We start from the raw sequence: 13368 nt of genomic DNA on the forward strand, positions 1-13368 counted from the left end.
GATCACTGGTTCACCGCCGCGTCGATGACGGCGGCCGCGATCGGCCCCGCCTCCGAACCACCGGTGGCGGTGGGTGAGGTCTGCTGGCCGCCGTCGATCACCACGGCCAGGGCGATGGATGGTTTGTTGATGTCCGTGCCGGCGAAGCCGACGAACCAGGTGACAGGGCCGCCCTCGTCGGAGCCGGTCTCCGCGGTGCCGGTCTTGCCGGCGACCTGCACGCCGGCGACCTGCGCGGTGGTCCCGGTGCCGGAGGAGACGGCGTCCTGCATGAGGCCGGCGAGGGTCTTGGCGGTCTTGGCGTCGATCGGGGTGCGGGCGACCTCGGGGCCCGTCGTCGAGACAACGGACAGATCGGCGTCCAGGGTGCGGGAGACCAGGTACGGCTTCATCTGCTTGCCGTCATTGGCGACCGTGGCGGCCACCTGCGCCATCTGGAGGGGGGTGACGCGCACGGACTGCTGGCCGATCCCCGCCATGGCGGTCTCCGCGGCGGAGGAATTGGCCGGGTAGGTGGAGGCCGTCACCGGCAGGGGGAAGTCGTCCTTCGTGCCGAAGCCCCAGGCCTCGGCCTCCTTGGCCAGGGAGTCATCGCCCACGTCCATGGCGAGCTGGGCGAAGGGCGTGTTGCAGGACTGCGCGAAGGCCGTGGACAGGGTCGCGGTGCCGTTGCCGCAGGACTCGCCCCGGTAGTTGGACAGCGAGTGGTTCGTGCCGGGCAGCGTGATCGAGTCCGGGGCGTCGAGGGAGGTGGAGGTGGTGACCTTGCCGGCGCGCAGCGCGGCCGAGGTGGTGAGGATCTTGAAGGTCGAGCCCGGGGGGTAGAGATCGCCGCCGGTCGCCCGGTTGACCAGTGGCTTGCCGGGGTCGGCAGAGTACTGGTCCCAGGCGGCGGATACGGTGGCGGCGTCGTGGGAGGCCAGTACATTGGGGTCGAAGGACGGGGAGGAGACGAGCGCCAGGACCGCCCCGGTGGACGGATCGAGCGCGACGACCGCGCCGCGCCTGCCCCCCAGCGCGTTCGAGGCGGCCTGCTGGGCCTGGGCGTTGATGGTCAGGTCCACCGACCCCCCTTCCTGGGAGGTGCCGGTGATGAGGGCCTTCACCCGCGAGGAGAACAGGGAGGGGTCATCCCCGTTGAGCACCTCGTTCTCGGACTTCTCCATGCCGGTCAGTTCGGAGCGGATCGGCGAGGAGTAGCCGGTCACCTGCGCGTAGAGCGAGCCGGAGGAGTAGATGCGCTGGTAGGAGTAGACGTCGTCGGAGGGCTGCGAGGAGGCCACGGGGGAACCGGCCACGAGGATCTGGCCGCGATGGGCCCCGAAGGCGGCGAAGGCCGCGCGCTGGTTGCGCCGGTCGGTGGTCAGACTGCCCTCGGAGGACTCCGATTCCCACAGCGCGGGGCGCGCGAAGCCCTGCACGCTGGTCACGGACACGGCCAGTGCGAGGAACATGATGGTCACGAGCATGGCGACCTGGTGGATCTGGCGGTTCATGGCTGGAGTCCCTCCACTCTCGGCGTCCTCTGGGGAGCCGTACCGGTCGGGGCGCTGCCCTGCTGCTTGCTCACGCCGTCGGGCGGAGTGTCGATGGTGATGTCCGGATCCTCGTCGAAGGAACGGCCTGTGCCCGACGGCGTGCCGGCCGGGCCGTCCGCACCGTGCATCTCATCGAAGTCGAAATCGGGGTCGAGGACGAGCTTGCGCAGGCCCACCGGCAACTCGGCGGTGTCGATGATGCGCGGCGCCGTCGATGGCGGTCGGCGGGCGGCATCGGATAGGCGCATGAGGAGCGCGAGGATCACCCAGTTCGCCACCAGGGAGGAACCGCCGTAGGCCAGGAACGGCATCGTCAGCCCCGTCAGCGGTATGAGGCGGGTGACGCCGCCGACGACGACGAAGACCTGCAGCGCGATCGTGAAGGACAGGCCGGTGGCCAGGAGCTTGCCGAAGCCGTCGCGCAGGCTCATGGCGGTGCGCAGGCCGCGCTCGATGAGCACGATGTACAGCACGAGGATCGCCAGGATGCCGGTCAGGCCCAGCTCCTCGCCGATGGAGGAGACGATGAAGTCGGAGTTCGCGAAGGGCACGAGCGTGGGGTAGCCCTTGCCCCAGCCCGAGCCCGTCAGCCCGCCCGAGGCCATCCCGAACAGGGCGTCGGGCAACTGGCGCGACGAGTGCTCGTAGACGTCCCGGTCCATGGCGTGCAGCCAGTTCTGGATGCGCGCCTGCACGTGGGACAGGTGCGTGGCGGCGAACCAGGCGGCGGGCACGAACAGGCCGGCGCCGATGAGCAGCCAGGAGGGCCGGTCCGTGGCCACGTACAGGGTGACGACGAACAGCCCGAACAGGAGCAGGGAGGTGCCCAGGTCGCTCTGGGCGACGAGCACCATGATGCTAACCCCCCACACGATGAGCAGCGGCACGAGGTGGCGGGCCCGGGGCAGATTGATCCCCATGACCCGGCGCCCCGCCAGGGCGAGGTTGTCGCGGTTGGCCACGAGGAAGGAGGCGAAGAAGACCGCGAGGAGCACCTTGGTGAGCTCGGCCGGCTGGAAGGACATGGGGCCGAGCCGGATCCAGATCCTCGCGCCGTTGATCTGCACGCCCAGGAATGGGATGAACGGCAGGATGAGGAAGACCAGGCCCGCGACCATCGCCGACCAGTCCCACCGGCGCAGGACGCGGTAGTCGGGGATCATGAGCACCGCGCAGAACAGGGCGATGCCCAGGCCCGTCCAGATCGCCTGGCGCGGCCCGACGTAGTACTGCCAGGCCTCGAGGATCTTGTAGGACATGTCGAGACGGGAGATCATCGCCAGGCCGATGCCGTTGAGCGCGATGGCGGTGGGCAGGATGACGGGGTCGGCCCAAGGGGCTTTCCACCGCACCCACAGGTGCACGATGATGCCGATGAGCACGAGGGCCCCGCCGAGCAGGAGGGCCTGGGCCGGGGAGGCGCCGGTGCGGTTGAGGGCGGTGAGGACGAAGCCACTCAGGCCGATGATGACGGCGACGACGATGAGCGCGGCCTCCGCCCAGCGTCCCGTGGTGCGTCGCGCGCCCAGGGGGCTGGCGGGGGGCGCGCTCATCGGTTGGCTCTCGGGCCCGCGGGATCGGAAGCGCACGTGATCACCCCTGCGCGGTCGCCGATGGTGTGGGCGGGGCGGGGGGCGTGGCGCTGGGCGCGGGCGTCGCTGAGCCGCTGGCGGTGGGTGTCGCCGGGAGGACGGTCGCGGCGGTTACCGTCTGGGAGACGTAGGCGCGGGCCTCCTCCAGCGAGTCCTTGGCAACCGTGCCGGCGAGCCGGGACCGCATCTCCGCGGTGAGGGTGTCCACCGGTGGAACGTCATAGGTCTCGACGACGTGGCTCAGGTGGATGGGACCCACAGACTGCGGGATCCCCTGGTAGATGGCGATCTGTTCCTGACCGTTGGCCGGGGCGGTGGTCACGTAGTACTGCCGCTGCGTCCACATGTACCCCAGGTCGAGGGCCGCAGCCAGGGCGATGAACAGGATGAGGGAGGCGACCAGTGAGCGGCGGCTGCGACGGCGCTGGGCCTCGGCGCGCTCGGCCTGCTTGGCGGCCTCCTCGGCGACGAGCTCGCGCTCGGAACGGCTGGCCTCCTTACCGGCCTTCGGATCGAGGCCCGCCACGAGGGCGGCGGCCTTGGCGGCCGGGGTGTCGGCGGAGCCCGGCGCGGGGCGCGCCGCGCTATCGGCGCCCTCGTCCTCCTCGCCCTCCTCCCCGGGCCCGGCGTCGGCCGGGGTTCCGGCGCTCTTGGCGCGGGCCGCGGCGGCCAGGGCGCGCCGGTTGGCGGCCGAGCCGACGACCTGGGCGTCGGACTGGGGCGACTCGTCGTCGTCGACGATATCGACGACGACGACGGTGACATTGTCCGGGCCGCCGGCGCGCAGTGCCAGATCGATGAGCTGGTCGGCGGCCATCCCCGGCTCGGGGATCGAGGTGAGGACCTCGCCGATAGTCTCAGCGGTGACCGGGCCGCACAGTCCGTCGGAGCACAGGAGCCAGCGGTCCCCGGGGACCGCCTCGCGGATCGATTCGTCGAGCTGGACGTCGCCCTCGGCGTCGCCCAGAACGCGCAGCAGGACGGAGCGCTGGGGGTGCCGGCGCGCCTGCTCGCGGGTGAGGCGGCCGGACTCCACGAGGTACTCCACGAAGGTGTGGTCGGTGGTGACCTGGGTGAACTCGCCGTCGCGCAGGAGGTAGGCGCGCGAGTCCCCGACGTGGACCATGGCGAGCTTGTTGCCGGAGCGCATGAGGCCCACGCAGGTGGTGCCCAGTCCTGACAGCTCGGGGTCGGAGGCGGAGCGGTCGATGAGTTCGGCATGGGCGTCCTGAACCGCTGAGCGCAGGAGGCTGAGGAGCTCGCCGGCCTGGTGGGAGTCGGCGTCGAGGGGCGCCAGGTGCTCGATGGCGACCGCCGAGGCGATGTCCCCGCCGGCCGGGCCGCCCATGCCGTCGCACAGGACGCACAGGTGGGGGCCCGCGTAGGCGGAGTCCTGGTTGGACTGCCTCACGAGTCCGATATCGCTCCGGGCGGCGTAGCGCAGGGAGATCGTCATGGGCGCAACTCCAAGGTGGTCTGACCGATCTTCACGGGCACGCCGATCGGCAGCTCGACGGCCCCGTGCACCGAGCGCCCGCCCAGCATGGTGCCGTTCGTGGAGCCCAAGTCCTCCAGCCACCAGGACCCGTCCTTGGGGAAGACGCGGGCGTGGCGGCTGGAGGCGTAGGAGTCATCGAGCACGAGGGTTGATGACGGCGATCGGCCGATGATGATCGACGAGGGGGAGAGGGGAACGGTGGAGCCGGCGAGCGGCCCCTCGGTGATGATGAGGCGGCGGGCGTCGTTGCGCCTGGGCGGCGCGGGCGGGGCCTGAGGGGCGAGCTGGCCCTGCCCCCGCTGCGCGCGGGGAGCGGAGGGGAGCGCGCGCCCGGGGCGCCCGATCGGGATATCGGCCATGTCGCGCTTCAGGACGCGGATGACGAGATATACGAAAACCCACAGCAGGACGATGAACCCCAGTCGCAGAGCAGTGAAGGCCAACTGGCTCAAGTGGCCGCTCCTACGGGTGACGGCGCCTGGTCGGCGCTCTGCGACCCGTCCCAGAACATGATCCGGGTGCGGCCGATCGTCAGCGTGTTGCCGTCCAGGAGGGTGGCGGCGTCGACCCTGTGGCCCTCGACGAAGGTGCCGTTGGTCGAACCGAGATCGGTGGCGATGGCATGACCCTGGGTCAGGCGGATCTCCAGGTGGCGGCGGGAGACGCCGGAGTCATCGACGATGATGTCCGCTTCGCTGCCGCGGCCGATGACCGTGACCTGTCCGGTGAGCAGGTAGCGCTGGCCGTCGATATCGAGGATCGGTTGGGTCGGCGACGGCGTGGCGACCGGGGTGGAGGCGCCGCGGCGCGTGGAGGAGTCGATCTCGATGGCCGAGGCCGTGAGGGCGGAGTCGGAGGCGAACACGACCTCCACGGGCCCGACGAAGGAGTAGCCCTGCTCGGCGGCGTGGGACGTGGCGACGTCGATGAGCTGGTGGGCCATCTCCTCCTCGCTCCAGGCGCGGACTTGCTCGATGGCGGTGGCGGGGAGCCGGACGCGGAAGTGGTTGGGAACCACGGAGCGGTCGCGCGCGAATGAGGCGGCCCGCTTGTCCATCGTCTCGCGGATCTTGGAGGCGATCTCGATCGGCTCGATGTCGTCCCCCAGCCGTGACATGGCACGGTTGGTGACGCTCCCTACGCCCTTCTCGAGCTTGTCCAGGAAACCCATGGACTCAACCTCCCTGTGTGGGGACCGTGCCCGGCCGCATGAGACCGGGTTCTCTCCGCGTCCATCGTAACCGCTGATCCGGTGCGAGCCGAGTGGGGTGCGTTGCAAGACGGTCGACATTCGCGGGGCGGTGCTCCCTGTGGAGGAGCCGGGTGACTGGTGTCACTTCCGAGGGGGAGGTCCTCAATTGGACTCCGGGGGCGCCCAGCGGCTATCGTCTCTCTCGCTTCTCGCGCGAGTGGCGGAATTGGTAGACGCGCACGGTTCAGGTCCGTGTGATCTCACGATCATGGGGGTTCGAGTCCCCCCTCGCGCACCGAATGCGGTGCGGGCCCGGTCCAGATGGACCGGGCCTTCGTCGTCGTAGTGGTGATCCCGGTTGTCCCGGCCGCTGGCTGCCCCGCGGTTCGGCGGGGTGGGGGACGGCGGCCACGTGCGGCTCAGGCGCGGCGTCGGCGCTCGCCGAGGCGGGCGACCATGAGGCCGACGGCTGCTCCGCACCAGGAGCCGATGGCGTTCTGGGCGACGTTGGCCAGGCTCGGCCTGCGCTCCAGGGCGGGGATGAGTGCCTGGGCGAGCTCCGCGCCCGTTCCGATGAGGCAGCCCAGCAGTGCCCACGCCCACCAGGGCACCCTCGGCCAGGCCAGCGTGAGGATCGCCGTCAAGGGCGCCAGCATGACGAGGTTGAGAACGACGTCCTTGCCCGCCTCGCTCAGGAAGAACGGGCCGAGGAGGTCCTTCGTGGAGGCGATATCCCCTCCCGAGGGCCAGAGCACCGCCATGAGCACCGCGATCCCGTATAGCACCGCCAGAGCTCTCGCCGTCCTCCGGCGGGGGCCGAGGCGGTGGGTGTGCCCGGGCGTGGTGAGCTGATCAGGCCCGAGGAGGGGGAGCCCCTCGGCGGAGTCCGGATCGATGGTGCTGGGCGCTCTGACACGGGAGGAGTGCGAGGTCATGGGGGCGGGCACGCCTCTCAGCGTAGGTGCGGGACGGGACGGGTGTTGAGACCGCAGCGGCTCGAAATGATCACGAGGCCGGGTGATCGGCGCGAGACCGGTCGATATCAGGAGCGAGACCGGTCTGCTATCCACAGGCCCTCCCCGCCCCCGCAAGGGCTAGGAGGGCCTGTGGAGGACCGACCGGTCTCGATCGTCATTTCGACCGGTCTCGGCGTGGTGGGGCCCGGGGATCAGCAGCAGCCGGTCTCGATGCTCTGCTCGGCGAGCTCGCGGCGGGCGCGCCAGTACTCCCTCTCGCTCATCGGTTCGTGATCCGGATGCTCGCGCCGGTGACGGGCGATGTAGCGCTCGTACCCGGATTCGCCGGTGAAGTCCCGCCACATGGCGCGCGCCTGGCGCAAGCCGTTGGGGAGCCCCGTCAGGGCGCGAGTCATCCGAGTCATCTCCTTCTCCAGCCGGTTGTCAGTGGGCGCCGTGGGGCGCCTGGCCTGGGATGAGCGCCGGGTCGCCCACGGTCTCGTACTCCTTGACGAGCTTCTTCTGCAACGGCGATGCGAACATCGTGCTCGGTGCGTAGAAGTTGGACTCCTGGTACGGGTCCTCGGAGTTCGAGGTGTTGCCCGTGCGGATCGACTTGACGACCCGCAGGAGTGCCATGACCATGACGAAGGCCACCATGACCACGAAGACGACGGACAGTGTGCCCTGGATCATCGTGTTGCGCACCACGGCCTGGGTGTCGGCGATCGCCGCGGCGTCGGTGAGCGTGGGCAGGAGCTTCTTGGCGTCGCGCCACTGCTGGAAGTAGCCCACACTCCGATCGGTGGAGAAGATCTTGTGCCACGACGCCGTGAAGGTGACCACCGTGTCGAAAACCAGCGGGATCATCGGGATCCACACGTACTTCGTGTAGCCCTTGCGCACCACCATGACCGTGCACACCAGCAGCGCGACGGCCGCGATGAGCTGGTTGGCGATGCCGAAGAGCGGGTAGAGGGTCTGAATCCCTCCTCGTGGATCGGTCACGCCCATGAGAAGCAGCGATCCCCAGGCCGCCACGACGACGGCGGTGGTCGCCCAGGCGCCCACGTGCCAGGAGGGGTCGCGGAACCTGGGCCAGATGTTGCCCAGGGCGTCGGAGAGCTGGAAGCGCGCCACACGGGTGACGGCGTCGACGGCCGAGAGGATGAACAGGGCCTCGAACATGATGGCGAAGTGGTACCAGAAGCCCATCATGGCCCTTCCGCCGCCGATCTGGTGGAGGATGTGCGACATCCCGACGCTGAGGGTCGGCGCCCCGCCGGTGCGCGAGACGATGCTGGGCTCGCCGACATCGGAGGCCACCTGCTTGAGCGCATCGGCGCCGGTATAGGTCGTGGGGGTGCCCGCCTCGTCCCAGGAGTCCCAGGTGGGCTCCATCCGGTTGCCGTGGGCATCGGTGACGTTCAGGTTCTCGACGGCGGCATCGGCGATCTCGGCGCGCGCGGCGGCCTTGTCGTCGCCGTGGCGGGCGGCGGCCGTGGCGACGACGCCGGGGCCGGCGAGCTTGTTCATCGTAGCCTCGGAGGTGTTCATCGAGAAGTAGATGCCGGGGCTGAGCGAGACGGCCGCCGCCAGGGCCATGATCGCCACGAAGGACTCCATGAGCATGCCGGCGTAGCCGATCATGCGGACCTGCGACTCCTTCTGGATCATCTTGGGGCTGGTGCCCGAGGAGACCATGGCGTGCATGCCGGACAGGGCGCCGCAGGCGATGGTGATGAACAGGAACGGGAAGATCCCGCCGGCGAAAACCGGTCCCTCGGTGTTGAGGGCGAACTCGGAGACGGCGGCCATCTTGACGACGGGGTGCACGATGATGATCCCGATGGCCAGGACCGCGATGGTGCCGACCTTCATGAAGGTCGAGAGGTAGTCGCGCGGGGTGAGCAGCACCCATACCGGCAGGACGGCGGCGAGGAAGCCGTAGATGACCATGGCCCACACGAGTGTCGTGGGGGACAGGTGCAGGAACCTGCCGAAGGAGGACTCGGCCACCCATCGCCCGCCGATGATGACGCCGATGAGGATGGCGAAGCCGACGATGGAGACCTGTGTGATCCTGCCGGGCTGGACGTAGCGCAGCCAGAGGCCCATGCCGATGGCGATCGGGATGGTCATGCCGACGCTGAAGACGCCCCAGGGGGACTCGGCGAGGGCGTTGACGCAGACCATCGCGAGGACTGCGAGGACGATCATGAGCATGACGAAGACGACGATCGTGGCGACCGTGCCACCGATCTTGCCGATCTCATCGGTGGCCATTTGGCCCAGTGACCGCCCGCCGCGTCGCATGGAGAAGAACAGGACGAGCATGTCCTGCACGGCCCCGGCGACGACGACGCCCAGGATGATCCACAGTGTTCCGGGCAGGTACCCCATCTGGGCGGCCAGGACCGGACCGACCAGTGGTCCGGCGCCGGCGATGGCGGCGAAGTGGTGGCCGTAGAGGACCACGCGGTGGGTCGGGTCGAAGTCGCGGCCGTTGTTGATGCGCTCGGCCGGGGTCGCGTTGGTGTCATCGGGGCGCATGATCGTGCGCTGGATGAACAGGCCGTAGAAGCGGTAGCCGATGGCGTAGGTGCAGATGGCGGTCACCACGAACCAGATCGTGTTGACCCTCTCCCCGCGCGCCACCGCCAGCATCCACCAGCCCAGCACGCCCAGGGCGGTGATGACCACCCAGGTCGCGATGCGCTTGGGGGTCCAGGTGGTGTCCATCCTGGTGCCGACGGGCACGCCGGCCTTGTTCCTGATGATGAGGCGCTCCTCCTGGGGAGTGTAGGAGGGGATATCTCTTTGGTCTTGGGAGTCCATGGCTTCCCTTCTCGGCGCTGAGAGAGCGTTGTGCGGTGGGGATCAGAGGCGCGCTTGGGACAACGGCCTGGCACAGGCTACTCATTGCCCCGAGATTTGGCCATGTTGCGCACACCCGTGTCATCAAGAGAACGGCGCGCTGCCCGCCCCGGGGCGTATGGGCGGGCGCTGGCGACCGTCCACCGCTCGCGCGAAATGGGCCAGGAGCCTCTCCACCCCCGGGCGTCGTCGCCGTGCCCGGGGCAGCACCAGCAGGAGGCGGCGGCGCAGATCCAGTCCCACTGGCACGGTGCGGAGCTCACCGCTGCCCACGAAGCCCTCAGCGGCCGCATGGGGAACGACGGCGTGCGCCCCGGAATGGCGCACGGCTGTGAGGATCGCCGAGGTCGAGCCCAGTACGGGCGCGTCTGCGGGCACCGTGAGGCCCAGGCCGCCCAGCGCCTCCTCCAGCACCTTACGGGCGCCTGAGCCGGGCTCCCGCAGGACCAGGGTGCCGCAGCTGGTGGGATGCAGCAGCTCCTCGGCGCCCACGGGCGGCTCCCGCCGCGCCCAGGGGTGCCCCGGGCCGACTACCAGCACAAGCTCGTCCCTGCCCATGAGCCGCGACTCCAGCTGCTCACTGGCCCCGGCCCCCTCGATGAACCCGACCTCGGCACGGCCGCTGAGGACCCGATCCTGGACCGCCTGGGAGTTGCATACCTCCACTTGCGTGCCCACCTCCGCACCCGTGAGCCACACCGGCAGCAGCTGCTCCGCCACCGTGTAGGAGGCTGCGATCCGCACCGGTGCGGGGGCGGCGCGGAGTCCCTCCAGGGCGGCTCCCACCTCATCGAGCGCGGTGAGGGCCTCCTGGGCCAGGGCGAGGATCATCTCGCCCTCAGTAGTCAGCCGGGTGCCCGAGGTGGTGCGGTGCAGCAGCGCGGTGCCGGCGCTGCGCTCCAGACGGGCCAGAGTCGCCGAGACCGTTGGCTGGGCCAGCCCCAGTGCCTGTGCGGCGGTCGAGATGGAGCCGGTCTCGGTCACGGTGATGAGTGCCTCCAGCTGCGCGGTGGTCGGACGCATAGCCACGCACTATAGCGCTCCAGGGATCCTGCTCTTGCCGGCGGTCGGCCTTGAACCCAGCATGGTCGGCGTGAAGAACCGTCCCACCGATCTGCTGCCGGGCCTGGCCCTGTGCGGCGCCGTCGCCATCGCCTCCATCCTCATCAACAGGCAGGTGCCACTGCTCTCCAGCATGCTCCTGGCCGTCCTGACGGGCCTGGTCCTGCGCAATATCGGCCTCATCCCCGGCAGCGCCGAGGCCGGGATCGCCTTGAGCGGCAGGACGCTCCTGCGCCTGGGCGTCGTCCTGCTCGGCCTACGGCTGTCGATCAGCGCCGTCCTGGCCCTGGGCTGGGGGGCCGTGGCGGTCATCGTCATGACTGTCACCACGGTCTTCCTGGGGACCCTGGGGCTGGGGCGCCTCCTGGGGCTGGGGCGCGCCACCTGCCTGCTCACCGCTACCGGCACCGCTATCTGCGGGGCGGCCGCGGTGGCCGGGGTGAGCGCCGTCGTGCGCCCCGGCCCGGGGGCGCGGCAGGACGAGGTCGAGGAGGCGGCGGCAACAGCGGTGGCCACTGTCACCCTCTACGGCACGCTCGCCGTCCTCCTCATGCCCCTGGCGGTCGGAGCCCTGGGCCTACCGGCGGTGCCCGCCGGGGTGTGGGTGGGCGCGTCGGTCCACGAGGTGGGTCAGGTCACGGCGACCGCCGGCGTCATCGGCGGGGAGGTGCTCGACGCCGCCGTGGTGGCCAAGCTCGGCCGGGTCGCCCTCCTGGCTCCCCTGGTGGCACTCGTCGGCGTGGCAGAGGGGCGTCGGGCCCGGCGCGAGCAGCAGCACAGTATCGAGCGCAGCGAGGTCAGCGCCGTTCTGGCCGGAGCGCCCGTCCCGCACCCCTCGCGCGTGACCCCGGTGGTGCCCCTGTTCGTGCTGGGATTCCTTGCCGCAGTGGCCCTGCGCTCCGTGGCCGGTGGAATCCTGCCGTCCTGGCTGCTGGCCGGGGCGGAGACCACCTCCGGCCTGCTGCTGACCATGGCCATGTGCTCCATGGGGGCGGGGGTCAACCTGCGCCGACTGGCGAGTGCCGGGCTGCCGGCGCTGGGGCTGGGGGCCGGGGCCACCGCTATCGCCGTGCTGGTCTCACTGGCCGGCGTGCTGATGACGGTCGGCTGAGCGGCACTGGCGCGCGATGAGGGGATCCGGGCCCGATCGGGTCCACGCGCCCCTCAGGAGGGCCCGTCGTCCAGGTGCGCCACCAGGGATGCCGCCAGGCCCGTATAGGTCGCGGGCGTGAGTGCCAGGAGGCGCTCCTCCACGTCGGCGGGCATCCCCAGGTCCGTGATGAAGGCCCGCATCCCCGCGGCGCTCACCGCGCGACCGCGGGTCAGATCCTTGAGCCGCTCGTAGGGGTCGGCCATGCCCTCGGCGCCGGCCACCGACGCCGCCCGCATCGCCTGCTGCACCGGCTCCCCCAGCACCTCCCACGTGTCGTCCAGGTCCTGCGCGAGGCGGCTCGCATCGACGTCGAGACCGGCCAGACCCCGGCGGATGTTGTCGATGGCCAGTAGGGAGTGGCCCAGGCCGACGCCGATATTGCGCTGCGTCGTCGAATCGGTGAGATCGCGCTGGAGGCGGGAGGTCACCAGCGTGGCGGCGAGTGTGTCCAGCAGCGCCCCCGAGATCTCCAGGTTCGCCTCGGCGTTCTCGAAGCGGATCGGGTTGACCTTGTGCGGCATCGTCGACGAGCCGGTGGAGCCCTGCGCGCTCAGGCGCTGGCGGAAGTAGCCCAGGGAGATGTAGGACCAGGCGTCCGTGGCCAGGTTGTGGGCGATCCGGCCGAAGCGCGCCACATCGGCGTAGAGCTCGGCCTGCCAGTCGTGGGACTCGATCTGCGTGGTCAGCGGGTTCCAGGTCAGGCCCAGGTGCTCCACGAAGGCGCGGGACACCGCCTCCCAGTCGGCCCCCGGCACGGCGACGACGTGCGCCCCGTAGGTGCCGGTGGCGCCGTTGATCTTGCCCAGGTACTCGGCGGCCTCGACACGGCGCGCCTGGCGGCCCAGCCGGTGGGCGAGCACGGCGATCTCCTTGCCGAGCGTGGTGGGCGTGGCGGGCTGGCCGTGCGTGCGCGCCAGCATCGCGACATCGGCGTGCTCGCGAGCCATGGCGGTCAGGTCGGCCACGAGCCCGTGGGCCGCCGGGAGCCAGGCCTCGGTGATGGCCGAGCGGATCGTCAGGGCGTAGGCGAGGTTGTTGATGTCTTCGGAGGTGCAGAAGATGTGGACGATCTCGCCCACCTCCGGCAGGACGGAGGCCCCGCCGTCGGCGCCCGTGACCCCGGGGGCCTGGGCCGCGGCGGCGAGGCGGCGCTTGAGCAGGTACTCCACGGCCTTGACGTCGTGGCGGGTCTCGGCCTCGATGGCGGCGAGCTCGGCGATCTCGTTCGGCCCGAAGGTCTCCACGAGCCCGCGCAGGTAGGCGGTCTCGGTGTCGGTCAGGACGGGTGCCCCGGGGAGCACGCGGGTGGCAGTGAGGTGGATGAGCCACTCGATCTCGACGTGCAGGCGCGCCCGGTTGAGCGCGGCCTCGGAGAGGTGGTTGGTCAGCGGGGCGACGACGGCGCGGTAGCGGCCGTCGAGCGGGCCCAGGGCGATGGGGGGAGTCACGGTGGCGAGGTCGACCATGCGCTCATTGTGGCAGGTGCCGGGCGCCCCGCGC

General features: G+C 70.6%; 11 protein-coding genes and 1 tRNA gene. 2 read left to right on the forward strand and 10 right to left on the reverse strand.

Going from position 1 to position 13368, the window contains the following annotated elements:
• Nucleotides 1-2: 2 nt before the first annotated feature.
• The 5 genes from B1H50_RS03210 to B1H50_RS03230 are packed head-to-tail and all read right to left on the reverse strand — an operon-like array spanning nucleotide 3 to nucleotide 5799.
• A complete protein-coding gene (locus B1H50_RS03210; protein WP_080462318.1) occupies nucleotides 3-1496 on the reverse strand; it encodes a peptidoglycan D,D-transpeptidase FtsI family protein in 1494 nt (497 codons plus the stop codon).
• A complete protein-coding gene (locus B1H50_RS03215) occupies nucleotides 1493-3091 on the reverse strand; it encodes an FtsW/RodA/SpoVE family cell cycle protein (protein WP_080462319.1) in 1599 nt (532 codons plus the stop codon). Before B1H50_RS03215 ends, B1H50_RS03210 begins: the two co-directional genes overlap by 4 nt.
• A gap of 40 nt (nucleotides 3092-3131) precedes the next feature.
• On the reverse strand, nucleotides 3132-4586 hold the full coding sequence (locus tag B1H50_RS03220; protein ID WP_080462320.1) for a PP2C family protein-serine/threonine phosphatase: 1455 nt from the start codon (nucleotides 4584-4586) through the stop codon (nucleotides 3132-3134).
• On the reverse strand, nucleotides 4583-5080 hold the full coding sequence (locus tag B1H50_RS03225; RefSeq protein ID WP_080462321.1) for an FHA domain-containing protein FhaB/FipA: 498 nt from the start codon (nucleotides 5078-5080) through the stop codon (nucleotides 4583-4585). Before B1H50_RS03225 ends, B1H50_RS03220 begins: the two co-directional genes overlap by 4 nt.
• Nucleotides 5077-5799, reverse strand: coding sequence for an FhaA domain-containing protein (locus B1H50_RS03230; RefSeq protein ID WP_080462322.1), 723 nt, complete (start codon nucleotides 5797-5799; stop codon nucleotides 5077-5079). Before B1H50_RS03230 ends, B1H50_RS03225 begins: the two co-directional genes overlap by 4 nt.
• Before the next feature lie 232 nt (nucleotides 5800-6031).
• Between B1H50_RS03230 and B1H50_RS03235 the strand changes: the two genes are divergently transcribed.
• Nucleotides 6032-6115: transfer RNA gene (locus B1H50_RS03235), tRNA-Leu, on the forward strand.
• Between the two features lie 124 nt (nucleotides 6116-6239).
• On the opposite strand, the gene B1H50_RS09895 is transcribed toward B1H50_RS03235, so the two are convergent.
• The 4 genes from B1H50_RS09895 to B1H50_RS03255 all read right to left on the reverse strand — a co-directional run bounded on the left by B1H50_RS09895 (nucleotide 6240) and on the right by B1H50_RS03255 (nucleotide 10676).
• The gene (locus B1H50_RS09895; RefSeq protein ID WP_229657816.1) at nucleotides 6240-6767 is read right to left on the reverse strand and encodes a VanZ family protein; all 528 of its coding nucleotides are present in this window, start codon (nucleotides 6765-6767) and stop codon (nucleotides 6240-6242) included.
• 221 nt (nucleotides 6768-6988) lie between these two features.
• On the reverse strand, nucleotides 6989-7192 hold the full coding sequence (locus B1H50_RS03245; RefSeq protein ID WP_080462323.1) for a YbdD/YjiX family protein: 204 nt from the start codon (nucleotides 7190-7192) through the stop codon (nucleotides 6989-6991).
• A gap of 28 nt (nucleotides 7193-7220) precedes the next feature.
• On the reverse strand, nucleotides 7221-9614 hold the full coding sequence (locus tag B1H50_RS03250) for a carbon starvation CstA family protein (RefSeq protein WP_080462324.1): 2394 nt from the start codon (nucleotides 9612-9614) through the stop codon (nucleotides 7221-7223).
• Between the two features lie 123 nt (nucleotides 9615-9737).
• Entirely contained in the window at nucleotides 9738-10676 is a 939-nt protein-coding gene (locus B1H50_RS03255; protein WP_080462325.1) for a LysR family transcriptional regulator, read from the reverse strand.
• 70 nt (nucleotides 10677-10746) lie between these two features.
• On the opposite strand from B1H50_RS03255, the gene B1H50_RS03260 reads away from it, so the two are divergent.
• A complete protein-coding gene (locus tag B1H50_RS03260) occupies nucleotides 10747-11826 on the forward strand; it encodes a YeiH family protein (RefSeq protein ID WP_229657815.1) in 1080 nt (359 codons plus the stop codon).
• A gap of 53 nt (nucleotides 11827-11879) precedes the next feature.
• Here the strand turns inward: B1H50_RS03260 and purB are convergent, their stop codons facing one another.
• Entirely contained in the window at nucleotides 11880-13334 is a 1455-nt protein-coding gene (gene purB, locus B1H50_RS03265) for an adenylosuccinate lyase (protein ID WP_080462327.1), read from the reverse strand.
• Between the last annotated feature and the right edge of the window lie 34 nt (nucleotides 13335-13368).

This window comes from Actinomyces gaoshouyii (assembly GCF_002072175.1).
GTDB classification, from domain to species: domain Bacteria; phylum Actinomycetota; class Actinomycetes; order Actinomycetales; family Actinomycetaceae; genus Actinomyces; species Actinomyces gaoshouyii.